27 protein-coding genes are annotated in these 25652 nt (G+C 70.0%); 10 read left to right on the forward strand and 17 right to left on the reverse strand.

Translation table 11 applies throughout. The features are described 5' to 3' along the window. Positions 1 to 6: 6 nt before the first annotated feature. The 5 genes from ACIBCM_RS14290 to ACIBCM_RS14310 all read left to right on the forward strand — a co-directional run bounded on the left by ACIBCM_RS14290 (position 7) and on the right by ACIBCM_RS14310 (position 6910). The gene (locus ACIBCM_RS14290) at positions 7 to 1323 is read left to right on the forward strand and encodes an MFS transporter (RefSeq protein ID WP_399242850.1); all 1317 of its coding nucleotides are present in this window, start codon (positions 7 to 9) and stop codon (positions 1321 to 1323) included. Positions 1324 to 1520: 197 nt separating this feature from the next. Beyond that, a complete protein-coding gene (gene thpR / locus ACIBCM_RS14295) occupies positions 1521 to 2105 on the forward strand; it encodes an RNA 2',3'-cyclic phosphodiesterase (protein ID WP_399242852.1) in 585 nt (194 codons plus the stop codon). A 330-nt stretch (positions 2106 to 2435) separates the two neighbouring features. Then, complete coding sequence (locus ACIBCM_RS14300; protein ID WP_399242854.1) at positions 2436 to 3425, forward strand: aldo/keto reductase; 990 nt, start codon at positions 2436 to 2438, stop codon at positions 3423 to 3425. A gap of 796 nt (positions 3426 to 4221) precedes the next feature. Next, positions 4222 to 5280: a glycosyltransferase family 2 protein gene (locus ACIBCM_RS14305; RefSeq protein ID WP_399242856.1), complete on the forward strand. Its 1059-nt coding sequence runs from the start codon at positions 4222 to 4224 to the stop codon at positions 5278 to 5280. A gap of 13 nt (positions 5281 to 5293) precedes the next feature. Continuing rightward, positions 5294 to 6910, forward strand: a complete 1617-nt coding sequence (locus ACIBCM_RS14310; RefSeq protein WP_399242858.1) for a DUF6056 family protein — start codon at positions 5294 to 5296, stop codon at positions 6908 to 6910. A gap of 286 nt (positions 6911 to 7196) precedes the next feature. Here ACIBCM_RS14310 and ACIBCM_RS14315 read toward each other — a convergent pair whose 3' ends face one another. From ACIBCM_RS14315 to ACIBCM_RS14330, 4 genes are all read right to left on the reverse strand, one after another. Further along, on the reverse strand, positions 7197 to 9899 hold the full coding sequence (locus tag ACIBCM_RS14315; RefSeq protein WP_399242860.1) for a tetratricopeptide repeat protein: 2703 nt from the start codon (positions 9897 to 9899) through the stop codon (positions 7197 to 7199). Positions 9900 to 10062: 163 nt separating this feature from the next. Next, the gene (locus ACIBCM_RS14320; protein WP_399242862.1) at positions 10063 to 10362 is read right to left on the reverse strand and encodes a trypco2 family protein; all 300 of its coding nucleotides are present in this window, start codon (positions 10360 to 10362) and stop codon (positions 10063 to 10065) included. 186 nt (positions 10363 to 10548) lie between these two features. After that, the gene (locus tag ACIBCM_RS14325; RefSeq protein WP_399242864.1) at positions 10549 to 10692 is read right to left on the reverse strand and encodes a hypothetical protein; all 144 of its coding nucleotides are present in this window, start codon (positions 10690 to 10692) and stop codon (positions 10549 to 10551) included. A 331-nt stretch (positions 10693 to 11023) separates the two neighbouring features. Next, a complete protein-coding gene (locus tag ACIBCM_RS14330; protein WP_399242866.1) occupies positions 11024 to 11389 on the reverse strand; it encodes a hypothetical protein in 366 nt (121 codons plus the stop codon). A gap of 266 nt (positions 11390 to 11655) precedes the next feature. Between ACIBCM_RS14330 and ACIBCM_RS14335 the strand changes: the two genes are divergently transcribed. Then, a complete protein-coding gene (locus ACIBCM_RS14335) occupies positions 11656 to 12633 on the forward strand; it encodes a WD40 repeat domain-containing protein (RefSeq protein ID WP_399242868.1) in 978 nt (325 codons plus the stop codon). 126 nt (positions 12634 to 12759) lie between these two features. Here the strand turns inward: ACIBCM_RS14335 and ACIBCM_RS14340 are convergent, their stop codons facing one another. Continuing rightward, positions 12760 to 13545, reverse strand: coding sequence for a TetR/AcrR family transcriptional regulator (locus ACIBCM_RS14340; protein WP_399242870.1), 786 nt, complete (start codon positions 13543 to 13545; stop codon positions 12760 to 12762). Between the two features lie 169 nt (positions 13546 to 13714). On the opposite strand from ACIBCM_RS14340, the gene ACIBCM_RS14345 reads away from it, so the two are divergent. Both ACIBCM_RS14345 and ACIBCM_RS14350 read left to right on the forward strand, forming a co-directional pair. Continuing rightward, positions 13715 to 14680: an ATP-binding cassette domain-containing protein gene (locus ACIBCM_RS14345; protein WP_399242872.1), complete on the forward strand. Its 966-nt coding sequence runs from the start codon at positions 13715 to 13717 to the stop codon at positions 14678 to 14680. Beyond that, complete coding sequence (locus ACIBCM_RS14350) at positions 14677 to 15552, forward strand: ABC transporter permease (RefSeq protein ID WP_399242874.1); 876 nt, start codon at positions 14677 to 14679, stop codon at positions 15550 to 15552. The genes ACIBCM_RS14345 and ACIBCM_RS14350 overlap by 4 nt, the downstream gene beginning before the upstream one ends. Before the next feature lie 116 nt (positions 15553 to 15668). On the opposite strand, the gene ACIBCM_RS14355 is transcribed toward ACIBCM_RS14350, so the two are convergent. The 3 genes from ACIBCM_RS14355 to ACIBCM_RS14365 form a co-directional block, all read right to left on the reverse strand. After that, a complete protein-coding gene (locus ACIBCM_RS14355) occupies positions 15669 to 15953 on the reverse strand; it encodes a hypothetical protein (RefSeq protein ID WP_399242876.1) in 285 nt (94 codons plus the stop codon). Next, positions 15950 to 16333: a hypothetical protein gene (locus tag ACIBCM_RS14360; protein ID WP_399242878.1), complete on the reverse strand. Its 384-nt coding sequence runs from the start codon at positions 16331 to 16333 to the stop codon at positions 15950 to 15952. Before ACIBCM_RS14360 ends, ACIBCM_RS14355 begins: the two co-directional genes overlap by 4 nt. Before the next feature lie 139 nt (positions 16334 to 16472). Then, a complete protein-coding gene (locus ACIBCM_RS14365; protein ID WP_399242880.1) occupies positions 16473 to 16703 on the reverse strand; it encodes a hypothetical protein in 231 nt (76 codons plus the stop codon). A gap of 102 nt (positions 16704 to 16805) precedes the next feature. On the opposite strand from ACIBCM_RS14365, the gene ACIBCM_RS14370 reads away from it, so the two are divergent. Then, positions 16806 to 17645, forward strand: a complete 840-nt coding sequence (locus ACIBCM_RS14370; protein ID WP_399242882.1) for a helix-turn-helix domain-containing protein — start codon at positions 16806 to 16808, stop codon at positions 17643 to 17645. Then, positions 17642 to 17857 (forward strand): DUF397 domain-containing protein, encoded by a 216-nt coding sequence (locus ACIBCM_RS14375; RefSeq protein ID WP_399242884.1) that lies wholly within the window; start codon positions 17642 to 17644, stop codon positions 17855 to 17857. Before ACIBCM_RS14370 ends, ACIBCM_RS14375 begins: the two co-directional genes overlap by 4 nt. A 121-nt stretch (positions 17858 to 17978) precedes the next feature. Here the strand turns inward: ACIBCM_RS14375 and ACIBCM_RS14380 are convergent, their stop codons facing one another. The 9 genes from ACIBCM_RS14380 to ACIBCM_RS14420 all read right to left on the reverse strand — a co-directional run bounded on the left by ACIBCM_RS14380 (position 17979) and on the right by ACIBCM_RS14420 (position 25614). Beyond that, positions 17979 to 18422, reverse strand: coding sequence for an NUDIX domain-containing protein (locus ACIBCM_RS14380; RefSeq protein ID WP_399242886.1), 444 nt, complete (start codon positions 18420 to 18422; stop codon positions 17979 to 17981). Between the two features lie 229 nt (positions 18423 to 18651). Then, positions 18652 to 19071 (reverse strand): dTMP kinase, encoded by a 420-nt coding sequence (locus tag ACIBCM_RS14385; protein ID WP_399242888.1) that lies wholly within the window; start codon positions 19069 to 19071, stop codon positions 18652 to 18654. Next, on the reverse strand, positions 19068 to 20612 hold the full coding sequence (locus ACIBCM_RS14390; RefSeq protein ID WP_399242890.1) for a B12-binding domain-containing radical SAM protein: 1545 nt from the start codon (positions 20610 to 20612) through the stop codon (positions 19068 to 19070). The genes ACIBCM_RS14385 and ACIBCM_RS14390 overlap by 4 nt, the downstream gene beginning before the upstream one ends. 12 nt (positions 20613 to 20624) lie before the next feature. Further along, positions 20625 to 21431, reverse strand: coding sequence for a hypothetical protein (locus ACIBCM_RS14395; protein WP_399242892.1), 807 nt, complete (start codon positions 21429 to 21431; stop codon positions 20625 to 20627). 308 nt (positions 21432 to 21739) lie between these two features. Further along, on the reverse strand, positions 21740 to 22579 hold the full coding sequence (locus ACIBCM_RS14400; RefSeq protein WP_399242894.1) for a helix-turn-helix domain-containing protein: 840 nt from the start codon (positions 22577 to 22579) through the stop codon (positions 21740 to 21742). After that, complete coding sequence (locus ACIBCM_RS14405) at positions 22569 to 23093, reverse strand: DUF6879 family protein (RefSeq protein WP_399242896.1); 525 nt, start codon at positions 23091 to 23093, stop codon at positions 22569 to 22571. The genes ACIBCM_RS14400 and ACIBCM_RS14405 overlap by 11 nt, the downstream gene beginning before the upstream one ends. Beyond that, positions 23077 to 23283, reverse strand: coding sequence for a hypothetical protein (locus ACIBCM_RS14410; protein ID WP_399242898.1), 207 nt, complete (start codon positions 23281 to 23283; stop codon positions 23077 to 23079). The genes ACIBCM_RS14405 and ACIBCM_RS14410 overlap by 17 nt, the downstream gene beginning before the upstream one ends. Before the next feature lie 513 nt (positions 23284 to 23796). Further along, the gene (gene serC, locus ACIBCM_RS14415) at positions 23797 to 24915 is read right to left on the reverse strand and encodes a phosphoserine transaminase (RefSeq protein ID WP_399242900.1); all 1119 of its coding nucleotides are present in this window, start codon (positions 24913 to 24915) and stop codon (positions 23797 to 23799) included. Positions 24916 to 24987: 72 nt separating this feature from the next. Beyond that, complete coding sequence (locus tag ACIBCM_RS14420) at positions 24988 to 25614, reverse strand: GTP-binding protein (RefSeq protein WP_399242902.1); 627 nt, start codon at positions 25612 to 25614, stop codon at positions 24988 to 24990. Positions 25615 to 25652: the final 38 nt, after the last annotated feature.

The following is a 25652-nucleotide window of genomic DNA, read 5'->3' on the forward strand; positions in this document are numbered from 1 at the left end:
ATCCCTTTGCGTACGGGACCCGGAGCAGACTCCGCACCCGCACCCTCCCCCACCACCATGTTCAGCTCGCTGAGGATCCGTAACTACCGGCTCTTCGCCACCGGCCAGGTCGTCTCCAACACCGGCACCTGGATGCAGCGCATCGCCCAGGACTGGCTGGTCCTCACCCTCACCGGATCCGCGTCCGCCGTCGGTATCACCGTCGCCCTGCAGTTCCTGCCGATGCTGCTCTTCGGACTGTACGGCGGTGTCCTCGCCGACCGGCTGCCCAAGCGGCCCCTGCTGCTGGCCACCCAGAGCGCGATGGGTCTGACCGGTCTCGCCCTGGCCGTCCTCACCCTCAGCGGCCAGGTCCAGGTCTGGCACGTCTACCTCACCGCGTTCCTCCTCGGGCTGGTCACCGTCGTGGACAACCCGGCCCGCCAGACCTTCGTCTCCGAGATGGTCGGCCCGGACCAGCTCGCCAACGCGGTCAGCCTGAACTCCGCGAACTTCCAGTCCGCGCGGCTCGTCGGCCCCGCCGTCGCCGGTGTCCTCATCACCGCCGTCGGCAGCGGATACGCCTTCCTCTTCAACGGGCTGTCCTTCCTCGCGCCCATCGCCTCGCTGCTGCTGATGCGCCCCTCCGAGCTGCACAGGGCCGAGCGCGCGCCCCGTGCGAAGGGGCAGCTCCGGGAGGGGCTGCGGTATGTCTCCGCCCACCCCGAGCTGATCTGGCCCATCGTCCTCGTCGGCTTCATCGGCACCTTCGGGTTCAACTTCCCGATCTGGCTCTCGGCGTTCGTCGACGAGGTCTACCACTCCGGGGCCAGTACCTACGGCCTCCTCAACACCCTGATGGCCATCGGCTCCCTCGCGGGCGCCCTGCTCGCCGCCCGGCGCGGCACCTCGCGGCTGCGGATCCTCGTCGGAGCGGCGGTGCTCTTCGGAGCGCTGGAGATCGTGACCGCGTTCGCCCCCAGCTTCTGGCTCTTCGCGATCCTGCTGGTCCCCATCGGTATGTTCGGCCTCACGGTCAACGTCACCGCGAACTCCAGCATCCAGATGGCGACCGATCCCGCCGTCCGCGGCCGTGTCATGAGCCTCTTCATGATGGTCTTCGTCGGCGGTACGCCGCTGGGCGCGCCGCTCGTGGGCTGGATCACCGATGCCTACGGCCCCCGGATCGGCTTCGCGGCAGGCGGCGCGGTGTCCCTTCTCGCCGCGCTCACCGTCGGCGTGATCCTCGCCCGCTCGGGGGGACTGCGGGTGAAGGTGGACCTGAGGCGGGGGCGGAAGCATGTGGAGCTGGTGCGGAGGGAGAGTCTGGCCCCGGCGGCGTGATTCTTCCGGGGTGACGGGCCCCGGGCCCACGCGCCTCAAACGCCGGCGGGGCTTGGTACGTGCGGGTTCTCGCGCTTCAGCGGTTGCTGGTGGGCCCCGGTCGTGTGCGGGTTCTTGCCGGGGGCAGCGCCCCCGGCAAGGGCCCGCGCATGGTGAGCCGCGCCGGAGGTTGAGGTGGGAAGAGGGAGACTCGGGGGATGAGGCTGTTTACCGCGGTGGTGCCGTCGGCGCGGGCGCTCGGGGAGCTGGGGGTCGCCGTCGGGCGGCTCAGGGAGATGCCGGGGGCGGACACGCTGCGGTGGACCGGGGCCGAGGGATGGCACTACACCCTCGCGTTCATGGGAGAGGTCGACGAGAGGCTGCTGCCCGAGCTGGCGGAGCGGCTGGGCAGGGCGGCGCGGCGGGCGGAGCCGTTCGGGCTGCGGATCCGGGGGAGCGGGCACTTCGGGAACCGCGCGCTGTGGGTCGGCGCGGACGGCGGCGTCGACCAGATGAGGCTCCTCGCGGCCCGTGCCACCGCCGCGGCCCGCCGTACGGGTATCCCGGTGGAGGCCCACCGCCGCTACACCCCCCACCTCACGGTCGCCCGCGGACGCCGAGACGTCTCCCTGCTCCCCTTCGCCGACGCGCTGAGCGATATCGAGAGCAGCCCCTGGCAGGCCACGGAGCTGGCACTCGTCCACAGCCGGCTGCCGGCGGGCGGGACGGCGGGGGAGCGGCCGCGGTACGAGACGGTCGGAACGTGGGCCCTGGGCGCGGGCCCCGTCGAACAGCCGCGTTAACCTCATTGCGTGAAGACCAAGACCAGGAACCGGATCATGGCCGGTGTGCTTGTGCTGATGTTCGCGATCATCGCCGTGGCGGCCGTGGCCGGTCAGTAGCCGCCCGGCCACCGTGCCCCACGGCGTGGACCGCCCCTCGGCGTACGGGCCTCGGCGGACGGCGGACGTGCCGGACCGACGGGGAGGACCGGAGCACCGCGTGCCCGCGAGTCCCGCCGCCCGTCCAGAGCGCGGCCCGCGCCGGCCACCGTACGGCGCTTGCGCGGCCGGGGTGAACCCCCGGGCGGGACCCTTGCCTCGAGCAGGCTCGAAGGCGTTGGCTGGGGTCTCATGAAGTACACGCAGCTCGGACGCACCGGACTCAAGGTCAGCAGGCTGGTCCTCGGGACCATGAACTTCGGACCGCAGACGGACGAAGCCGACAGCCACGCCATCATGGACGCCGCGCTGGACGCGGGACTGAACTTCTTCGATACGGCCAATGTGTACGGGTGGGGTGAGAACAAGGGCCGCACGGAGGAGATCATCGGGACCTGGTTCGCCCGGGGAGGCGGCCGCCGCGACAAGGTGGTCCTGGCCACCAAGGTGTACGGGAACATGGCCGGGGACGGGCAGCCCTGGCCCAATCACGACCGGCTCTCCGCCCTGAACATCCGCCGGGCCGTCGAGGCCAGCCTCCAGCGGCTCCGGACCGACCACATCGACCTCTACCAGTTCCACCACATCGACCGCCGGACTCCCTTCGAGGAGATCTGGCAGGCCGTGGACGTGCTCATCCAGCAGGGGAAGATCCTCTACGCCGGCTCGTCCAACTTCCCCGGCTACAAGATCGCCCAGGCGAACGAGACCGCCGCCCGCCGGGGCATGGTCGGGCTGGTCAGCGAGCAGTGTCTCTACAACCTCGCCGAGCGGCGCGCGGAGATGGAGATCGTCCCGGCGGCCCAGGAGTACGGGCTCGGGGTCATCCCGTGGTCCCCGCTGAACGGGGGCCTGCTGGGAGGCGTGATCAAGAAGGAGGCCGAGGCCGGGCGCCGCGCCTCGGGCCGGTCGGCGAACGCGCTGGCCAGCACCTCCGTACGGGCCCAGGTCCAGGCGTACGAGGAACTCGTGGACAAGCACGGCCTGGAGCCCGGTGAGACCGCGCTGGCCTGGCTGCTGACCCGGCCCGGGGTGACCGGCCCGATCGTCGGGCCCCGTACGGCCGGGCAGCTGGAGAGCGCCCTGCGCGCCCTGGAGCTGGAGCTGGGCGACGAGCTGCTGAGTGCCCTGGACGAGGTCTTCCCCGGGCCGGGCCCGTCCCCGGAGGCATTCGCCTGGTGAGCGGGCGGCCGTTACGCGGGGTGGCCGTCGTCCCTCCTCCGGGACGGCGGCCACTTCTCGTTCGAGCGAGCCCCTCCGCATCCGTGGCGCGAGCCCCTCCGCACCCGGCGCGCGGGCGCCCGCCCGCCCCCGAGCGCGGCGCCCGTCGCCGTGTGACGGCAGGCCATGAGTCCGGTGCCTCCGAGCCGCCCGTACGCCGGGAAGTCCCGGCCGTTTCCCGGGCCGTACGGTCGGGGACGGGCCCGGGGCCCGCCCGGTGGTGCCGGGGCCGCCGCCCGCGAGGGCGCTGAACCGCGTACGCCGCTCCAGCGGACGTGACCCCCGCGCCACCCCGCGGACACGCACGGTCCGGGCCATGGACCCCGCTCCGGGGCGGCCGTCCACCGCGCGTTGTCCGTCCTCCATTCGGGCGGACCCGCCCCCGCGTGCCGGGACAGTGCCCGTCACGGCCGAACCGCCCTGTGGGACACCGCCGTTCACCCGGGGGCGATGCCCGGCCGCCCCTTCCGCGCCCCTCCCGGCGGCAGACGCCCACGGGAAGGGTCCGCCCGAGGCGAAGAACGAGTAAAACAGCGGCGTACGGGGCCATTTGCGACCACGAACCGAACACAGGAGTGGCAAAGTAGCACCCACTTACGCTGCGGCGCGCACAAGGCCGCGGTGGTTGACGCACATGGCCGGACCTCTGACCCTGGTCCCGGTCGCGTCACGGGGGGACCTGCTCTCACCGGCGTGCGACGGTGTGCCGGGACGCGGTCGCCGTCACACGACCTTCATACGCAGGCAGGAAGCAGCGATGCCACAGATCTCCGTCGTCGTGCCGTGCTTCAACGAGAGCGAGGTGATCGAGACCTTCCACAGCGAACTGCTCGCGGCACTCGTCCCGACCGGGGAGAGCTTCGAGATCTGCTACGTCGACGACGGCAGCGGCGACGGCACCCTCGACCTCCTGAAGAAGCTCACCGCGGGCGACCTCCGCGCCCGCTACACCTCCTTCAGCCGCAACTTCGGCAAGGAGTCCGCCATGCTGGCGGGCCTGCGCATGTCCCGTGGCGGCGCGGTCGTGCTCATGGACGCCGACCTCCAGCACCCGCCCGCGCTGATCCCCCGGATGCTGGAGCTGCACCGCCATGGATACGACCAGGTCGTCGCGCGGCGCGACCGCACCGGCGAGGGCGTGGCGCGCACCGTGCTCAGCCAGGCGTACTACCGGCTCATGCGCCGCTTCATGGACGTCGAAGTCATCGACGGCGCGGGAGACTTCCGGCTGCTGTCCCGGCGCGCGGTCGACGCGCTGCTCGCCCTGCCGGAGAGCAACCGCTTCTCCAAGGGCCTGTTCTCCTGGATCGGGTTCGACACCGTCGGCTTCCGCTACGAGAACGTGCGGCGCGCGGCCGGCCGGTCCAAGTGGGGCGGGCGCCGGCTCCTCAACTACGGCATCGACGGGCTGCTCTCCTTCAACAGCCGCCCCCTGCGCCTTGCGATCCACACCGGACTGTGGCTGGTGCTGTCGGCCCTCGTCTACGCCCTCTGGATCATCGCGAACGTCCTGGCGAACGGCGTCGACACCCCCGGTTACGCCACCCTGATCACCGCCATGGTCGGTCTCGGAGGCATTCAGATCGCCACGCTCGGGGTGATCGGGGAGTACGTCGGACGCATCTACCACGAGTCGAAACGCAGGCCGCCCTATGTGATCCGGGAGACCGACGCCGACCACTCCGCTCTGTCGGCCTCCTCCGCTTCCTCCGCTTCCTCCGCTTCCTCCGCCCCGTCCGTCACCTCCGCCACCACCGCGTCCGGCCCTCCGGTGCTCTCCGGACTGCCCGGCCGCCCGCACGAAGGGCAGCGGTGAGGTGAGCCTCGATGTGCCGAACACCCCCGCGGGCACCCGGTTTCCCGGCGGCGCCGGACCCGGCCCCGCCCAGAACGCGCCGGGCCCGCGCGGACGGTGGATCCGCTCCCTCCGCACCCTCTGGCCCTTCGCCCTCGCCCTGCTGCCGCTCGGGCTGCTCGCCAGGGCCTTCTGGGCGGGCCGCCATGTCCGGCCCAGCGCGGACGAGTGGTGCTTCCTGCCGCAGGTCAGGGAGGACGGCATCTGGGGTCTCGTCGGCACCTTCTACCTCACCGACAACGGCCGGCTCGCCAACGGCCTCCTCGTCGGCGCCTACGCCGAGTTCCCCGTGGGCGGCCACCAGTGGTACGGCGCCGTCAGCGGCGCGCTGATGCTGGTGCTGCTGTGGGCGGTGACCGCGACCCTGCTGCGCCGGGCAGGGCAGCGGGTCCCGCGCGGGCTGCCGCTGCTCGTCGCGTCGGTGATCGCCGTGGTGTTCCTGTTCGCCACGCCCAACACGTACAAGACGTTCTACTGGCCGGCCGCCTCGGTCTCCCACACCCTCGCGCCGGTGCTCGCCGTGGCCGCGGCGATTCCGCTGATGCGGGCGCGGGGCCGCCGGGGCCGGATCGCCGCGCTGGCGACCGTCGCCGGCGCGGGTGTCTTCCTGGGCACGCTCTCCGAGGAGACATCGGTCGTCGCCCTGGTGGTGCTCGGCGGTACGGCGGTCTTCGCACGGGTGGTCTTCGTCGGGCGGGTGTGCCGCTTCGCCCGGATGTGGTCCCTCGCGGGCATGGCGGGGATCGGCATCGGCACGATCCTGCTGGTGACGTCCCCCGGCTCCCGCAACCGCCGGGTCCGTTACGAGGCCGAGAGCGTGTCCATGCTCGCCCCGGAGTCCCTGATGGGTTCGCTGCGCGGCTTCACGCGCATCCTGGAGACGGTCCTGACCACCTGGCAGTACGCCGGAGCCGTCGCCGCGGGCGTCCTGCTCGGGCTCCTGGCGCGGGGCGCGGGGGACCGCGGCCGGGTGCTGCGTCCCGCGCGTCCGCCGGTACTCCTGTCGCTGGGCGCGGTCGCGTTCCTCGTCTCCGGCTATCTGTGCACGGTCATCACGTACCCCGTCTTCGGCGACGCGGTCATCACCACGGAACGTACCTGGAACGACTATCTGCTGATGTACGTGCTGCTGCTGGTGGCCGCGGGGGCCTTCCTCGGCCGGTGGCTGCGGCTGAGGCCGGGTCCGGGTCACGGTTCGGATCCGGGTCCGGAGCCGGGGGCAGGAACAGGGACGGGGACGCGACAGCGCGCGGTGGGGGCGGGCCCGGTGGGCGCGGGGCCGGTCGCCGTCGTCCGCGCCGCCGCCGTGGGCGCGGCCGCCCTCTGCGCCGTCACGGTCGTGGGGCTCACCGTCCCGCTGCTCGAACTGGAGCAGGACATGCGCGTACGCGCCGGTGAGTGGGACCGTCAGGACGCCTTCCTCCGCGAGGGCGCCGCCCGGGGGGAGACGGTCCTGCCGTACACACCCACCAAGGTCGGCCGGATGCTGGAGCCGTTCGGCGCGAACGGGCGGAAGGTGTGGCCCGCGCAGTGCGTCGCCGAGTACTACCGGCTGGACAGGGTGACCTACGCGCCGCCGCCCCCGCCGTAGCGTGTGGCCGCGTGGTGGTGTCGACCGTCGCCGGGGCTCCGGGAGGGGTACGACCGCATTGGAGCGAGCGTTCCATTCAATCGGCAACACCACCTCCGCGGGATCTCACCGCATCTGAGTGAGCTCTCACCGCGCGGTCCCGCCGCAACCTCCCCCGGGGTCCGGCCGTACGTCTCCGGAGTCCTGCCGTACGTCCCCGGGGCTCCGGCGCACGCACCCCTCCGCGGGGTCTCGCCGTGAGCGCGAGGAGCGGGCGGACCAGCCCGACTCACCGTTTCCGGGGGCGTCAGTTCTCCTCCAGCGCCGTCAGTTCCGCCTGGATCTCCGCCACCCTCCCGGGCGCGTCGATGCTCCGGACCAGTTCCAGCGCCTCCCGCAGCTCCGTCCGCGCCAGGTCGGGCCGGCCCGCGTGGGCGTGGACCCGGCCCAGCGCGGTGAGCACCGTCGCCAGGCCGCCCCGGTCGTGCTCGGCCCGGTGGAAGGCGATGGCCTCCGCCAGAGCGCCCTCGGCGTCCTCGTAACGTCCGGCGGCGTCGTAACAGAGCCCCAGGTGCCAGGCGCACCAGGCGACTTCGGCGGGGTCGTCCCGCCTCCGGCTCAGCCGTAGCGCGGCCTCCTGGGTACGGGCGGCCTCCTCCGGGCGGCCCGACTGGAGCTGGGCGTCGGAGACATGGGCCGAGAGCCAGATCCGGGCGCCGTCGTCGTCCTGCTCCTCGTAGATGACGGCGGCCTCCGCGTACCGGCGCAGACCCTCCTCCGGGCGGCCGAGCCGGCATTGGAGATCCCCGTAGTGGGTGAGGACCCAGCCCCGGCGGCCGTCGTCGCCGAGGGAACGGGTGATCTCCAGGGCGCGTTCGTACAGCTCGGGAATGCCGTCGGTGCGGCCGGTCAGCCGGCGGGCCTCGGCGAGATGGATGAGGGAGCCCAGTTCGGCGGACTCGTCGTTCAGCTCGCGCGCGGCCTCGACGGCCCACTCCTCGGTGGCCTCCATGTCCTCCCAGCGCCCCCGGTAGAAGAGCAGCCCGTACAGGGACCCGGCGATCCCCAGCACCAGGTCCCATTCACCGAGGTCACGGGCGGAGCGCAGCCCGGCCCGCACATTGAGGTGCTCGTCGGCGTACCAGGCGAGCGCGTCGGCGGGCGGACGCTCATGAGCGCCCGGCCGAGACATCAGGGCCGTGAGGGAAGTCTCGTACCACTGGAGGGCCCGGCGGACCGCGGCCCTGCGGCGCGGCGCCGGATCCTCCCGCTCCGCGCGCTCCCGGGCGTAGATCCGTACCGTGTCGTGGAGCTGGTAGCGGGCGACCGCCTCGCCCCTGACCTCGACGAGCTGGCGCTCGGCGAGTTCGGCGAGCAGCCGCTCCACCTCCCCGGCGGGCAGTCCGGCGGCGCTCGCGGCGACCTCGGGGACGAAGTCGAGACCGGGCAGCAGCCCGAGGCAGCGGAACAGCTCCCGGGTCTCGTCCCGCAGGAGCTCGTAGCTCAGATCAAAACTGCTGCGCAATCCGATGTCCCCGCTCCGCATGCCGAGCAGCCGCTGTCTGTCGTCCGCCAGCCTCTCAGCCAGGACGGACAGCGGTCGACGCCGCATCGCGGGGGAGGCGGCGGCCGCCGCCGTGACCCGGATGGCCAGTGGAAGCCCGCCCACCAGCGTCACGATCGTCCGGCCGGCCTCCGGGTCGCCGGGCAGGGTCCGGGTGCCCACGATCCGTTCGAACAGGCGGACCCCCTCCTCACCCGGCAGCGGATCGAGCGGGACCCGGTCGGCGCCCTCGATCGCCGTCAGCGCCGAACGGCTCGTCACGATTGCCGCACTGCCCGGAGCGTCGGGCAGCAGCGCCTCCACCTGGCGGGGGCCGGACGCGTTGTCGATGACGACCAGGCAGGGCCCCTGACGCAGTCGGCGCCGCAACTCGCGCAGCCGCTCACCGGGTTCGCGCGGCATGCTGTCGGGCCGTACGCCGAGACGGCCGAGGAGCTGGACGACCGCGCCGTCCGTGGAGACCTCGGGCGCCGGGCCGCCGCCGAGTTCCACCAGGACGCGGGCGTACGGGAACACCGTGCCGAGCCGGTGGCCGACCTCGCGGGCGAGCGCCGTCTTGCCCACCCCGCCCATCCCGTACAGCACCACCACGGGCACGGTGCCGGCCAGATCGCGGGTGAGCATCGCGGTGACGTCGGCGGCCTCGCGCTCGCGGTCGGTGAAGTGGGCGCTGGGTCGGCCGAGTTCCAGCGGGCCCGTCGGGACGCTCGCGGCGGGCGGCGGCAGGGTGACCCAGGCGCCGAGGCCGAGCCGCCGCCACCAGCCGCTGCCCGGTCCGCCGTCCAGCGCGCCGAGACCGGTCACCGGGACGACGGTCAGCGACGAGTCCCCCTCCGGGCGGTGGTGTTCGGAGACCACCCCCACGGCCAGCGGGCCGCGCGCCGGGTCCCGGGCGAAGACGACCGCCCCCGACATGCCCTGCCACTGGGAGCCCTTCCCGGACCGTGCGGCCGGGGCGGCCGTGGTCAGCAGCTGGAGGAGCCCGCGCCGCAGATGGGAGCCCGGCGGTACGACCCCGTCCACCTGGACGCTGTCCCGCAGCGGGGGCAGATCGGGGGACTCGGCGGGGCGGGTGTTGAAGCCCGGGTAGCCGATCGCCCAGCAGCCCGTCAGCGGTACGGCGCCCTCGCGGTCCACGCGGGCGAAGGCCACCGTCGGTACGGCGTCCGGGAACTCTCCGTCCACGATGGCGAGTACGGCGAGATCCGGGCCTTCCGGCGGGCCCGCGGCCAGCACCTCGGCCGGGTACTCGCGGTGGTCGAGACAGCGGACGAGCACCGCCTCGTCCACGGCGGAACCCGTGGTCACATTGTGGGCGGCCGTCAGGACGTACCGACCGCCCACCAGATATCCCGAGCCGACGGTCCAGGTGCCGCACCGCGGCCCGCTCGACGGCCCGCGTCTGCGCAGCACCTCGACGGCGCGCCCCGCGTAGTTCACCGACACCCCCAGTTCACCGACGCCCCTGGTCCCGACGACTCCGGCCCCGAAGATCCCGGCCCCGACGACTCCGGCCCCGAGGATCCCGGCCCCGACACCCCCGGTTCACCCACGCCCCCGGTTCCACCGGCGCCCCCAGCCTCTTCCGAGTTTCCTCGCCAGCCGCCGGTCATGGCTTGCGGGCGCTCTCCTCGCCGACCTTGACGGTGTCGCCGTGCCCGTCGCGGGGCGGCAGCAGCGTGAGCGTGATCCGCTGTATCTGCTCCTTCGCGTACGAGCCCTCGCCGCCCATCTCCACCACCCAGAACCGCACACCGGCCCGGCCGCCCGACTGCCGGGTCACCCCGACGTGGAACTCCAGCTCGATCTCACCGACCTCGAACCGGATGCCCGCGTCGTCGGCCGCCGCGACGGCCTCGGTCAGCTCCCCGCGCAGTGCCGCGATGCTCTCCGCCAGTCCCAGTTTCACGACTCCCCCTCCCGGCCCGCTCCCCGCGGGCGCGAAAGCCCAGTCTCGCGGCAGACGGGCCCGTGCGCGGGGGGAACGGCGAGGAACCCCCGGCAGGGATGGTGCCCGCGGCCGCGGACGGACGGCGCCGGTGCGAGTGCGGAGGAACCGCGGCAGGGTTTGTCCGCCGTACCTGCGCCCTGCTCGTCAGCGCCCGGCGAGGTAGCCCGCGATCTCGAAGATCAGGACGACGGCACAGATGATCGCGATCACGGCGCCGAAGGGGCCGATCTCGGGCGGATCGGGGCCGCCCCAGCGCTGCCGTATCCATGGATCGTTCCTGTTGGACATGCTGCCCTCGCTCCCCCCGTGCCCGTCTCCCGCCCGGCCGTCGGCCGGACCGCCTGCGAACATCCCGCAGACCCTCGTACGACGCCGTGTGCGGCCTGTTTCCGTGCCGCCGTTCGTACGGTCGCGACGAGTGTGGGGGCGACCATGCCATGATCGCCAGGGTTATGGGGCATACGTGGATCAGCCACTCAGAATGTCCGCCCGGCGGATCGCGGATCGGGCAGGTCCGGCCTCTCCCGCCGCCGCCTCTCCTGCCCGTTCTGGCTCTCCCGCCTGTCCTTGCTCTCCCGGCTCTCCCGGCTCTTCTGCCGGTTCTGCCGATGCGGCCGGTTCAGCCGAGCACGGGCGCGCTCGCCATCGCGAACACCACATAGAGGGCGACCACGGCGGCCGGGGCCAGCAGGGAGACGACCCGCCGCCGTACGACGTTCCGCTCCTGCCAGGGCAGGGCCCAGCTCGTGATCAGCAGCCCCAGCGGGATCAGCAGCCCGCCGAGGAAGAGCCGCATGGCGGTCCAGAGCTGGGCGTGCTCGGCCCGGGTGCATGTGTTGCACATCATCGGTGAGAACGCGACGCCTATGAAGGCCACGAAAGCCAGGGGCAGGGTGATCAGCGTCGATACGAGTGCCGGGAACCAGGCACCCGTGTCACGGGTGTCGCCTGCGGCACGGGTGTCGGGTGCGGTGTCCTCGGTCATGGGCACCACTGAACAGCCGTGCGGACCGGGTCGCATGAGTTGTTGTACTCAGTACGGATGTGGGTGCGGGGCGGTGCGGTACGGGGGTCTTGCCCACCGCGTCCGTGACGGCGACCGCCCAGCGGCGAACCCCCCGGCCTCTCCGGCCCCTTGCCCCTCCGGCCGCCCGTTCCAGACCGCCCGTTCCAGACCGTCCGGCCCCGGCCGCCCGGCCCGGCAGGTCGAGTGGTTCGGCCGGGGCGCGCCCGGAGTGGCAGGCTTGGGGCATGCGTTCGCTTCCGTATGTCACCGGTGCCGCCGCCCTCTTCCTGCTGCTCGCCGCGACGCCCGCCGCCGCGTCCGGATCCGACTCCGACTCCGACTTCACGATCGAGGACCCGAGGATCACGGAGTCCAGCGGGCTCGCGGCCAGCCGGACGCACCCGGGGATCTACTGGACGCACAACGATCAGGACCAGCCACGGGTGTTCGCGGTCGACTCGAAGACGGGGAAGACCGTCGCGACCGTCACCCTCCAGGGGGTGGGGACCCCGCGCGACATGGAGGCGATCTCGATCGGGCCCGACGGGAAGGTCTACGTCGGTGACATCGGTGACAACAAGGACGGCACCTGGAACCACGTCTGGATCTACACCTTCCCCGAGCCCGAGGCGCTCAGGGACATGAGTGTCCAGGCGACGCAGTACACGGTGAAGTACGCGGACGGGCCCCGCAACGCCGAGGCGCTGATGGTCCACCCGAAGACCGGCCGGGTCTACATCGCGTCGAAGAACGAGGACAGCGGCGGGCTGTACGAGGGCCCGGCGCGGCTCAGTTCCACCAAGACGAACACGTTCCGGCGGATCGGGGAGGTGCCGTGGGTGACGGACGGGGCGTTCTCGCCCGACGGCACCCGGCTGGTACTGCGTTCGTACTTCTCGGCGCGCGGCTACGAGTGGAAGAACGGCCGTCTCGGTGACGACTACCGGGTGAGGGCCCCCATGCAGGGGCAGTCGGAGGCGGTCACCTACACCGCCGACGGCAAGGCCCTGATGTTCGGTTCGGAGGGCGAGGGGTCCGAGGTCCGGCGGGTCGCGGTCGAGAGGGGTGACGGGGGCGGCGGGTCGCCCTCGCAGGGCGGGAACCCGTCCTCCGGGGCGTCGGGGGAGACCGGCGAGAGGGGCGGATTCACCTATGGGGCCATCGTGCTCGTGGTCGCGGCCGCGCTGGTCCTCGGGGTGAAGCGGCTGCGGCGCCGGGGGTGACGGGGCGCCCTGCCGGGTCCGGGCACCGCCCCGGCCCGACCGGGCCCCCTCACGTCGTCCCCCACGTCGTCCCCCACGTCGTCCCCCACGTCGTCCCCCACGTCGTCCCCCACGTCGTCCCCCACATCATTCCTCGCCCCGCTCCCCGTCACCCGAACCCTTCTGCCGGGCCGTGACCAGGGCCTCCATACCGTCCTTGAGGCGCTGGAGGCCGAACTCGAAGTGGTCGAACTCCAGGCTGAAGGTGTCATCGTCCAGCCGGGCCATCAGCGGATACTCCCCGCTGTCCATGGCCCTGACCAGGAACGGCTCCTGGACCTTCCAGAACTCCTCGTGCCCCAGCCCGGTCTGGTCGATGGCCTCGGCCGAGTCCGCCTCCATGCGGGCGATGCCGGAGACGAAGCTCTGGGTCGCGATGATCACCGACAGCAGTTCGGCGTCCCGCAGCCCCATCCCCCTGAGCCCGGTGAGCGCGGCCTCCAGGCTCCGCAGGGTGCTGGGGCCGAGCACGGTCCTCGCCTGGTTGACCTTCAGCAGCCAGGAGTGGGCGCGGTACAGCTCCAGATAACCGCGCGCGAGGGAGTCCAGCGCCTCGCGCCAGTCGACCGTCTCACCGGGCGGCGGCGGGTCCCAGGGGCCGGGGTCGCTGACCCGGTCCAGCATCAGATCGAGCAACTCGGCCTTGCCGGGGACGTATCGGTACAGGCTCATCGTCCCGGTACCCAGCTCCGTGGACAGGCGCCGCATCGAGACCGCGCCCAGGCCCTCGGCGTCGGCGACCTCGACGGCCGCCGCCACGATCCGGTCGAGGGTGAGGCCGGGCTTGGGCCCCCGGCTCGGGCGCTCGCCGGTGCCCCACAGCAGCTCCAGGCTGCGGGCGACATCGCCGCTGCCGCTCGTTTCGGTCGTCATGTACCTCACTTTATTTCCTCATGTGTTCCCCGTGGATTCCTCGTGATCTCCGTGCGCCCGAACGCACTGGACAAAAACTGGGTACGCTGTACTCTCTTGCGGGTACGCTGTACTCAGTACACCGTACTCAGTTAAATCCGGCACGGGAACACCCGACCCAGGAGGAAAAGTGAACGACTACGCCGTGCGGGCCGAGGCGCTGGAGAAGCGGTACGGCGAGAAGCGCGCACTCGACGGTTTCGACCTCACGGTCCACCGGGGCACCGTGCACGGTCTGCTCGGCCCCAACGGCGCGGGCAAGACCACCGCCGTACGGGTCCTCTCCACCCTGCTCAGGTACGACTCCGGGCACGCCGCCGTCGCCGGGATCGATGTGGCCCGCGACCCCCGCCGTGTCCGCAGCCGTATCGGACTCGCCGGGCAGTACGCGGCGGTCGACGAGATCATGACCGGGCGGCAGAACCTGGAGATGTTCGGCCGTCTCTTCCATCTCGGCGGTCGGCGGGCCGCGCTGCGCGCCACCGAGCTGCTGGAGCAGTTCGACCTGGTGGACGCGGCCGACAAGGGCGTCGAGGACTACAGCGGCGGGATGCGCCGCCGGCTGGACCTGGCCTCGTCGATGATCCTCGCGCCCGATGTCCTCTTCCTCGACGAGCCGACGACCGGTCTGGATCCGCGCGGACGCGGCGAGGTGTGGGAAGCGGTGCGGGAGCTGGTGGCGGGCGGTACCACCGTCCTTCTGACCACCCAGTATCTGGAGGAGGCCGACAAGCTCGCCTCCCGTGTCACCGTGATCGACAACGGCCGGGCGATCGCCGACGACACGCCCGACGGGCTGAAGAACACCGTCGGCGGCGACCGTATCGAGGTCCAGGTCGCCGGTCACGAGGACCTGGACGCGGCATGGCAGGCGGTGGCCCGGGTGGCCGAGTCCGTGCCCCAGCTGGACCGGGCCGAGCGCCGGGTCCACGCGGCCGTGACGGACCGCGTGGCCGCGCTCACGGATGTGGCGCGCGCCCTCCAGGACCAGGGGATCGCGGTGGAGGACATCGGGCTGCGCCGCCCGAGCCTGGACGATGTCTTCCTCCGCCTGACCGGACACCGTACGGACACCGAGGAGGAGAGTGCGGCATGAGCGACATCGCTGTGGACACCCGGAAGGCCGGCGGCCCGGCCCCGGACCGGGTCGATCTGTCCACCGTGGGCACCGGCGGGGAGCGCCGGGCCTACTGGGCGGTCATGGACTCCTGGAACGTCGTCCGCCGGGGCCTGACCCACTACCGGCGCCAGCCGGTCAACATCGTCTGGCAGCTCGGCTTCCCGATCATCTCGGTGCTGCTGTACGCGTATGTCTTCGGCGGTGCGATGAAGCCGCCGGGCGGCGGTGACTACCGCGAGTTCCTGATGCCGGGGATGTTCGTGATGACGATGGCCTTCGGCTTGATGAACACGGCGATCACCATGGTCTACGACACCACCAAGGGGGTCGTCGACCGCTTCCGCTCGATGCCGATGGCCCCCTCCGCGGTGGTTTCCGGCCGGGGCGTCACCGATCTCATCGTCGCCGCCGCCGAACTCACGATCCTCGCGGCGACGGCGTTCGTCACCGGCTGGCGCGTGGACGGCGGGTTCATGGCCACGGTGAGCGCCTTCGCCCTCCTGATCCTGCTGCGGTTCAGCCTGATCTGGGTCGGCGTCTGGGTGGGCCTCCTGGTGCCGACCCCGGAGGCCGCGGGCGGACTGTACGCGGTCGTCTTCCCGCTGACGATGATCTCCAGCATCTTCGTACCGCCGTCCACGATGCCGGACTGGCTGGGCGCGGTCGCGGCCTGGAACCCGATCTCCTCGACGGCGTCCGCGACCCGTGAGCTGTTCGGGAACCCGGTGGCGAGCGACGGCAGCTGGATCCAGGAGAACGCGATCCTGATGTCGGCCGTCTGGCCTCTGGTCCTGACGGCGATCTTCCTGCCGCTGGCGGTCGGCCGCTTCCAGAAACTGAGCCGGTGACCGCCGGCGGCACGGCGAAGGGGCCGGGGGCGCTCGCGGCCCCGGGCCCCGGGGACCCCTGAGACCCGGGAAACTGCGGACCGACCGGAACACGCCCCGGGGTCCCGCCCGGTGAATCAGCCACCCTCGTCGGCCTCTGCTCCGATGCCCTGCCCCATCCTCGGTCCGGTCTCCTCCCCGGGCTGGTCTCCAGGGGAGCACACATCCTGCTCCAACTCTCCGGGCACGGACGCGGGAACAAGGCTCTCGGCGTGCGGGGGACAGGCGTACAGGGTTACGGGGGCGCCACCGGTGCGGGGGATGCAGCGGACGGGGAGCGCCGCCCGGCTCCACTCTCCGCAGACACAGCACTGTGCGCGGAACCCCGGGGGCGGATCCCCGGTGAGGGCGTCGCGCGTCATGCGGACATCCCCGCCCTGGTCACGGGGGACCCGTCGCAGGGGAAGGGCACGTCGTACCCCATGGTCGCGGCCACGGCGGACACCCGGCGCCGCCGCTGCTGCTCCCACTCGGCCTCCTGCGCGGCGATCCACCCGTGGAGGTAGGGCGGAACCCTGGGCGGCTTGGGGACGGGCACGGTCCGGGCGAGGACGTGTTCGGGGAGCGGGGTGTGGGACGCGCAGATGATCAGGGATAACGGCGCGTGGGCGTGGGCGGGTGCGGTCCGCCGGGCGCGGGCTTCGCCGAAATGCTCGGCGGAATGCCGCCCCGGCCGGACCCGCCGGGTCAGGGGCAGTTGTACGAGCACCCATATGAGGGCACGGGCGATACGATCACGCATACGTCGGTCAGCTCCTCTGAAGCTGGTTCGGCCAGCCCCGACGGGCCGTTGCTGCGGCCTGTCGGGGCGTTTCGTCGTGCTGGCGGTGGTGTACGGATCCCTCCGTCAACGCGCACACCAGGTGCCGGGCGGCCCGTCTTCATGTGACAGGCCCCCACCGGCCGCTGTTGGCGTTCCGCTCCGCCAGGGCCGGCGAGAGCGTGTCGGCGACGGTGGCGGGCCGGACTTCCTCCCGTAACGCGTCCCACTCCCGCCCTCCACGCAGCGGGCGCAGCGCGTAACGCGTCCCGTAGACCTCCATGACCACTCCCAGGACCCCGGCCACGGTGTCGTACACGACAGACCCGACAGCCAGTTCGTCATCAGGCACGGCGACTCCTCTCCGTAGCTGTTCGCTACCAGGGCGGCTCAGCGTGGCCTAGAGTCGACAGTCCTTCAACATGTCAGAGATGAAGGAAAGGTTGGGTCTACGTTGGTTAACCGCAAGGAGTTAAACCCCGAGGAAGGTCCGGAAGCAGCTTTCGGGGCGCGTCTGCGCAGCTCACGGGAAGCGCTCGGCTGGACTCAAGATCAGCTGGCCGAGCGGATCGGGTACTCCAGCACGCACATTTCAGCCGTTGAAACTGGTCGCAAACCCCCAACTGTGCGGTTCTCGCGTAGTGCAGACGCCGCCTTCGACCTCACAGGGACAGCCGACACCTTTGAACAGGCGTGGCGCGAGATCCGGCGCGGTTCGTTGCTGGAGGGATTCCCCGAGTACGTGGTGAACGAAGGCCGGGCAGCCGAAGTCCGGTTGTACGAAGTGGGCATTGTCCCCGGTCTGCTCCAGACGCCGGAGTACGCCTCGGTGCTGGCAGACAGCGCCGTCAGGCGGGGGACGATCACGGAAGACCAGGCGCACGAGCGGGTCGCGGTCGTCGCCGAGAGACAAGCCGCACTCCGTCGCACACACCCGCCTATGATCCTGGCCGTACTGGATGAGAGCTGCATCCGCAGACCGATCGGCGAACCTGCTGTCATGGACGCACAGTTGCAGCGGTTGGTCGAGTTCGCCGAACTGCCGAACACTGTGCTTCAGGTCGCGAACTTCGGCATGGGGGAGCGCCGCCCGTTCAACCTGCCGCTCTACATCCTGACCATGGCCGACCGGTCACTCATGTCCTACGCCGAGTCGGCCCATCGGGGGCATCTCGAACGGGACAGCACCTTCGTACTGCCCATACTGGGGGCCTACCATCAACTACAGGCGCACGCACTCTCCCAAGCCGCGTCTGTCGACTTGATCAACCAGTTACGAAAGGGCACCCCGTGACGACCGAATCCCTGTCCCCGCGTTGGTTCAAGTCCTCCTACAGCGACAACGGCGGCGCTTGCGTGGAGGTTGCCGCCAACTTCGCCGTCACCCTCGGCATGGTCCCTGTTCGTGACTCCAAGATCTCGGACGGTCCCGCCCTCGCCATACCGACCCCCGCCTTCGCGTCCTTCATAGCAGGGGTCAAGTCCGGCGAGTTGGGCGCTGTCTGATCCTTCAGGATCAGCTCGCTCGGCAATCCGGCGCAACGACAGACAGCCCCGCCGACTCCAGTCATTCGGAGCGGCGGGGCTTCCTACGTCGCCCAGGGCATCGCCATGCGTCGTCCAGGAACTACGTCCACGCGTGTTCGGTCAGGGCACAGGGGGCCTTCAGATAGCCGAGGAGCCCGAGTTTCGGGTACTCGATGATGTCCTCGGGTAGCTCGTGGACGCTGAACCACTCCAGTCCAAGGCACTTCGACGGCTCCCGGTTGACGGGTTCCCCGCTCCATTCGGTCGCCTCGAAGAAGAACCCGATCCGTTCGACGCTGGCGCTCTGGCGGTGATGCACGACATGCACCATGCGCAGGTGGTCCGGCTCGACGGAGACGCCGGTCTCTTCGAGCAGTTCGCGCGCAGCGCCGACACTCAGTGGCTCGCCCCGGTCGAGCTTGCCGGAGGGCATGTGCCAGCGTCCGTAGCCGTAGGGTCCGCCGCGCTGGGAGAACAGGAGCTTGTCGCCGTCGCGGAGAATGACGTGGGTGTCGATGACGGGCTGTGCGGGACTCGGGTTCATGGTTCCTGGGATGTTGTCGGCTGTGATGGGTGCGCTGACGGTACTGGGACGCCGGGCAGTGTCTCGGCTATCCGGGATGCTGCCTGCGCCGGAGTCGTGTCGCTGGTGTCCAGGAGGAGGACCTTGACGTTCTTGTCCTTGAGGATCTGGGCGGCTTGGGCGTAGAGGTCGACCTCACGGGCGGGCCCGGTTGGGTCGAGGTGGAATCGGTGCCGGATTCCGCGCTCGGCTATGCGGTTGGCGATGAGCCGGGCGAGGCGGTGAGGATGACCGCCAGGTCGGGGAGCACGATGTCAGCGTTCAGGGCGAGCAGGTAGGGCAGCGGTACGCCGTCGAGGCGCTGCAGGACGAGTGTCGAGGCGACGTAGCGGTCGCACAGGACCGTGTCGCCGGCGCGGAGCCACGGCCCGATCTCATGCTCGATGTGCGCGTACCGGTCCGCCGCGACCAGGCAGGCCAGCGCGTGGCCGTGGACGCCGTCGGCGTTTTGGCGGGTGAAGGTGCCGATGGGGTTGCTGGAGGGCTCCGCGGTCCGGCGGATGGCCAGGCCGCTCTCGGTCATCTCCTCGGCCAATGCGTTGATGGTGGTGGTCTTTCCGACGCCGCTGGGGCCGTCGACGGTGATGAACAGGCCGCGTCGCTGCGTCATGCGGCGGCCTCCTGGGACGGCTGGTTGCGTTGGTGCTGCTCGCGGGTGAGTGTGGCCAGTGTGGAGCGGACAGTGGCGAGGGGAACATCGCCGAACTGAATGCCGACGGAGAAGTTGAATTCGTCGCGTTGGCGCATCGCCTCGTCGGCGCCGTCCTCGGTCAGATCGACGTCTGCATAGTCGAGGAGTGCATCGGGGTCGTGACCCGCTTGGGTGAGGATTTGCCACACGGGCGTTCCGGGATAGGGGCGGAACTCGAACACGCTGGCGCGTATGTCGCCGGGGTTGCTGTCGGCGATGCGCCAGAGATTGTGGATGTGGCGCACGGTGGCGTTCAGGTCGTCGGGGGTCTCGCCGGGGTAGCCGAGGATGAAGTAGCCCTTGACGCCAATGCCGTGTTCGACCAGGCGGCGGGCGACGCGTTCGGTCATCTCGGCGTTGATGCGTTTGTCCATCGCCCTGAGGATGCGATTGCTGCCGGATTCGATGCCGAGGGCGACCTCTCGCAGGCCGTTGGTGACGAGTCGGTCCAGCTCTGTGTCGGAGAGTCGGTCGAGGACGTTGATGCGCCCGGTGGCGTCCCATACGAACCGGTCGCCGATCCCGTGGCGGTTGAAAGCTCGCATTTGTTCCTCGATGACACGGCCGACGCCGAGGAACAGGTCATCGACGAACCGGAAGGCAGTCACCCCGTATGCGTCATGCAGTTGGTTGAGCTCGCCAATGATGTTCTCGGGGTCGCGAACGCGGATCTGGACATCCGGGTTGGCGCTGACGGCTGCTCCGCAGAAGGTGCAGTTGTAGGGACAGCCGCGGCTGGCGACGATGTTCGCTTCCCTGTGTCCCTGGCTGGCAGCGGTCTTGAGCGCTGCCGTGGCGCGATGGACGGCGAGGCGCTGGTCCGTCCTCGTAGGGGAGGCTTGGTACGGGTCCTGCGGAAGGAACGCGCGATTGACGTAGGGCAAGGTGTTGATGTCGGGGCTGAGCATTCTGGTGTTCAGTTGTGCGTCTCGTGGGATGCCGACCGCCCTGGTTCCGAGCAGGCGGTCACGCCACAGCACGCCGGGCAGGTCGTAGCGGCGCTTCTCGTTCTCCAGCAGTGCGGCGACTCGCACTTCGCCTTCCCCGATGACCAGGGCGCGGAGGTTGGACATGCGAGGGTCGGCGAGGACACGGTCGGGCATGGCCTTGGCGTGGTGTCCGCCTGCCATCAGCGCGATGTCCGGGGCGAGCTGAGCTGCGATGCGTGCGGACATCTCGTAGGTGGGGGCGAGGAGATTCAGGGCCGTCCATCGCGGTGCCGCATCATTGACCAGTTCCGCTGTCGCCGTGATGCCGAGCCCATGTGCCTCGGCGTCGAGGACGCCTACGTTGAAGCCGCCCTGCTGCGCGCATGTGGCGATGTAGGCCATGCCCAGCACGGGCAGTGTGTAGTCATTGGTACGAGGCCGTTGGTCGTAGTCGCGGAGCGGCGCGTTCACGAAGAGGGCGTCGAGCGAACGTGCCGGATCGGAACCTGTGATCAGCGGTAATGGCGTCATAGCGCCTCCTGTTCAGCGGGCGTGTGAGCCCCAGGTGAGGGTGGAGAGTGTCAGAGTGTGCAGGGCGGTGCGGTCGGGGCCGGCCGCTCCGGTCCACATCGGGCCGAACGCCTTGTCCTTCTTGTCGGGCCAGGAGTGGTCGGGGGCGATCTGGGCGGCCCAGGTTCGGACGGCGAGGTCGTCATGCGGGTAGACGCTGAAGTCACCCGTGTAGTCGGCCGCTGCGGCCGACGCCGTCCACGTTCCGATCCGGGGAACGGAGGTGAGTGCGGCCGCCAGTTCCTTAGCCTCCATGCGCCGCCAGCCAGCAGCACATTCCTCATAGCAGGTTGCGGCAGCCTGGAGGGCGCTGCGGTGGAATTTGGCGCCGACGGCCGTGAACTGATCCTCGTCGAGTGCCAGGACCTGTTCTGGCGCTGGGGCGATGGTCAGAGGCCCGTATGGACTGTCGATGGTGGTGCCGTAAGTCGAGCACCAAGTCCGGTACAACTTTCGCGCCTGCCCCGCTCGTACGACCTGCCGCAGAACGGCGGTGGTGATGGCGTCCCACAACGATGGGTTGGCCACGCGCCGCGTCGGGCCGAGGTTCTCCAGCCCGGCCCTGAGCGCGGCGGGCACGGTGTCTGGCAAGCACCCGGGATCGGTGGAGACGACTGTCGGCTTCATGTCCTCGACACCGTGCAGGCAGGTCATGTGCAGACCATCGCGGTCCCACGACAGGCCCCAGTACCCGGACGCGGTAGCCACGGCCCGTACGCGGCCGGTGTCATCTGCCGTCTCGAGCCAGGCCGGATGGTCGGTCGTCAGTACAGCGGGCATGAAGGGCTCCTCGTGCTTGAAGGGTTGACGGCCCATAGCCTCCCGCATCGAGGAGGTGCGGCGGCGCGGATATGGGGTACCTGACCGGATCGGCTGACGAGCGAGCGCCCGCGTCACCAGGGCCCGGCGATTTTCCGGGCCGCGGCTGAGGCCCCTGCCCGCGTTGCCAAGTAGACGTCGCTTGCCGCAGCTCCCGGTGCTGATCGCTTGCAGATTCTGTCTAGTAGTTTCCTCTGGCACTCATTCGTGTCCCTTCGCGCTGGAATGGGATTCAAAGTAGAGGCGGTCTCCGCTCTTTACCAGGACTATTAGCGTTGTCGGGTAAAAATCATGGACCACTCCTCCAAGAGTTTCCGACAGTCATTCCCGAAGATGGCATATCGCTCGTATGTCTCAAAGTCATTGAGGTAAGCCGCTACGTCTCTGTGGTCCCGCAAGATCAATGCTCCTGTGCCCGTTTCCACGGTGGCCATTCTCCGGTCGTAAACCGTAAAAGTGTTCAGTGGTCTTTCCGGAATGTGTCCGCTCAACGGAATGACTCCCAGGCGCACATTCGGAATACGGGAGACCGATGCAAGCCTGTCCAACTGCACAGACATGGCCATAGGGGGCAGCAGTGGCCACCTGACGGCTTGCTCGGTAAGGATGAATGTGAACGACTTCGAAGATTCGTGAAGAACCTGCTGTCGTTCCAATTTCTTCGTAACGGTCTTCGACTGATCGCCGGGCACGTCGGCAATGCTGGCGCGTACGTAGTCAGGCGTTGCGAGTAGTCCCGTGATCATCGACAGGAGGAAGAAACGGAACTCTTTCGAGACGGCTTCCAGCCTGGCTAGCTCATTCTGTTTCTTGTCCAATCCTCTGCGGCGAGAGGACCAGTGATCCTGCCATTCGGTATTGGCCCTTCTTGCCAACGACAGAATCTCCGTCGATATGGCTTCGTCTGCTCCCAGTGCCTCCAGTATCAGTTCAACATCGACCAGTGATGGTGTGAGTTTGCCGCTCTCGATGTTGCTGACCTTGGTTTGCGACATGGTGCAGCGGCGAGCGAGCCAGGTCTGCGTTCTCCCGGCTCGCTTACGCTGATCTCTCAGTACTTCTGCTAGGTCGGATCTGGACTGACCGAGCTTCTCGGGCTCAAACGTCAAGGCCCTTCACGTACTCCTCGAAGGGAACCGACTCGGCTAGCGCGATTCGCTGGTACTCGATGAACCGGGCCACGTCCCCATCGTGGACCTCACGATTGATCTGCCGTCCGTCCGGGTGATAGTTCATCAGAACCACTTCGGAGCGGTCGAAGATCCAGAAATCTTGAACTCCTTCCAAAGGGTTCGTCCGGTTGGTCACGTCCAGAATCCGGATCTTCTCACCCGCCAGCGCATGAGGTGCGTAATATTGGGAGAACTCGAATCGCAGATAGGCCGAGAGCGGTCGAGTCACGATGTGTACGCGCCCCTGCGAGCGTCCTTCTGCTGCCTGTCGACGCAGTCGGTCTGTGTATTCGTTCGAGACGGTGTACGGGTCGATACGTGTACCGGCCCTGAACGCCGCGAATTCCTCTTCCTCCTGCGGCATGAGGTACTGCGATAGGGTCTCAAGTCGCCATGCTTCGCGCTGGAATCCCTCGAATCGTGCTGCCCATTCCTCACCAGCCAAGAGCACGAACGGCCTCCCTCAGCACGTTTTCAGGGATTTCCACGAGCGCTTCCCCTCCGGGCGGTGTGAACGCCTCGGAAACGCTGCCCTGGACGATGAACGAGCCGCTGGCGGTGCGGTAGACGTTCGGACAGTCGTCCTTTCCGCAGTCCCCGTTGCCGTTGCCGGTAAGTCGGGTCAGTTCCTCGCGCGCCATGCTGAAACCCCCTTGCGCCCGGCCCTGGTTGGGCCGCTGGCGTCGAAGCTACGGTGCCGAGCCTGGGTCGTCTATCTGACAGCGCCAATATTCGCGTTGTCGGGTAACGATCTTCCTCAGGCGCCTCAAGCTCAGCGTTGGAAGGCGGGGCCACGATGCGGACAAGGTCGTCAGCGGAGCCTCTGGTGCTCCTGGTGGCTGGTGTCGAGAGCATCCTCGTAAGCCGGTGGGAACGGCGTGTCCTGTGTTCCAGGGCTTACCTGTACGGGTGAGGGCCCCGGCGGGGTTGACGCCCGCCGGGGCCCTCACAACAGCGTTTGACCAGGTCAGAAGGTCGGGTTCCAGGCGCGGACCGGACACCCGGCCAGGGCTCCGGCCCGGTCGGAACCCCCGGGACGGTCAGGCTCCGCCCGGCCCGGGACTCCAGCCCGGGACTCCGGGCCGCGGTGGACGACCAGCCGAGCCGAAGGGCAGGGCGGCGGCCCGGGCCTCAGAGGAGACCCCCGGGTCCCGTCAGAGGTGCTCGATCACATAGTCGACGCACGCCGTGAGCGCCTCGACGTCCGACGGGTCGACCGCCGGGAACATCGCCACCCGCAGCTGGTTGCGGCCCAGCTTGCGGTACGGCTCCGTGTCGACGATGCCGTTGGCGCGCAGCGCCTTCGCGACGGCGGCGGCGTCGATCTCGTCGGCGAAGTCGATCGTGCCGATGACCTGCGACCGCTTGGCCGGGTCGACGACGAAGGGGGTCGCGTACTTGGACGCCTCGGCCCACCCGTACAGGTTCCGCGCGGAGGTCGCCGTGCGGCGGACCGCCCAGTCGAGGCCGCCCTGGCCGTTCAGCCAGGTCAGCTGCTCGTTCAGCAGGAAGAGGGTGGTGAGGGAGGGAGTGTTGTACGTCTGGTTCTTCAGCGAGTTGTCGATGGCGGTCGGCAGGCTGAAGAACTCCGGGACGTGACGGCCCGAGCCGTGCACCCGGGCGGCGCGCTCCAGCGCGGCCGGGGAGAAGACACCCACCCACAGGCCGCCGTCGGAGGCGAAGCACTTCTGGGGGGCGAAGTAGTAGACGTCCGTCTCGGCGATGTCGACGGGCAGACCGCCCGCGCCCGAGGTCGCGTCCACCAGGACCAGCGCGCCCTCGTCGGCACCGGCGACCCGGGCGATGGGAGCGGCGACACCGGTGGAGGTCTCGTTGTGGGTGAAGGCGTAGACGTCGGCGCCCGCCTCCGCCACGGGCTCCGGGTGGGAGCCCGGGTCGGCGGAGATGACGGTCGGCTCGGCCAGCCAGGGCGCCAGTTTGGCGGCCTTGGCGAACTTGGAGGAGAACTCGCCGAACGACAGGTGCTGCGACTTGTTCTCGATCAGGCCGTGGGTCGCGATGTCCCAGAAGGCGGTGGAACCGCCGTTGCCGAGGATCACCTCGTAACCGTCGGGGAGCTGGAACAGCTCGCGCACGCCCTCGCGCACCGCGCCGACCAGGTTCTTGACCGGGGCCTGGCGGTGGGAGGTGCCGAGGAGGGAGGTGCCGGTGGCGGCCAGCGCGTCGAGCGCCTCCGTACGCACCTTGGAGGGGCCCGCGCCGAAACGGCCGTCGGCGGGCGTGATGTCAGCGGGAATCCGGATCTCAGCCACGCCTCGGAGCGTATCCGGTCGTCCCGGGCCCCGGGCACGCGGTCCGTCGGCTGAGACGGTGACCGGCGAGGTTCAGCCTTTCTGGTGCAGTGAGAGGGCGTGCAGATGCTCGACCAGCGCGATCAGCACGAACTTGCTCGACGAGTGGTCCCGCGCGTCGAACTCCACCAGCGGCACATCGGCATCGAGCGCGAGCGCCTCACGGATGTGCTCGTCGCTGTGGAGGGGGCCGCCGAAGTCGTTGACGGCGACGATGTACGGCATGCCGTGGTGCTCCAGGCGGTCCAGCGCGTACCAGGCTTCCGGGAGCCGGCGGGTGTCGACGAGGACGACCGCGCCGATGGTGCCCGCGAGCAGCCGGTCCCACAGGAACCAGAAGCGCTCCTGGCCGGGCGCGCCGAACAGATACAGGATGCTGCGGGTGTCGATGGTGATCCGGCCGAAGTCGAACGCGACGGTGGTGGCGGTCTTGGCGGTGACCCGGCTGGTGTCGTCGAGGGTGCGCCCGGCGCGGCTCATCACCTCCTCCGTGTGCAGCGGACGGATCTCGCTCACGGAGCGGACCATGGTCGTCTTGCCCACTCCGAAACCGCCGACGACGACGATCTTCAGAGCGTTCTCGGCCTTCTGGGGCAGCGCCGTCCCGGGGAGCGTACGACGGTGCTCGGCGGGGCGGGCCGCCCGCGTTCCGCGGGTCATCGGGCCTGGACGGTGCCGGTCATCGAGTGTTGCCTTCC

It is taken from the genome of Streptomyces sp. NPDC051018, assembly GCF_044456085.1.
Taxonomy (GTDB): Bacteria; Actinomycetota; Actinomycetes; order Streptomycetales; family Streptomycetaceae; genus Streptomyces.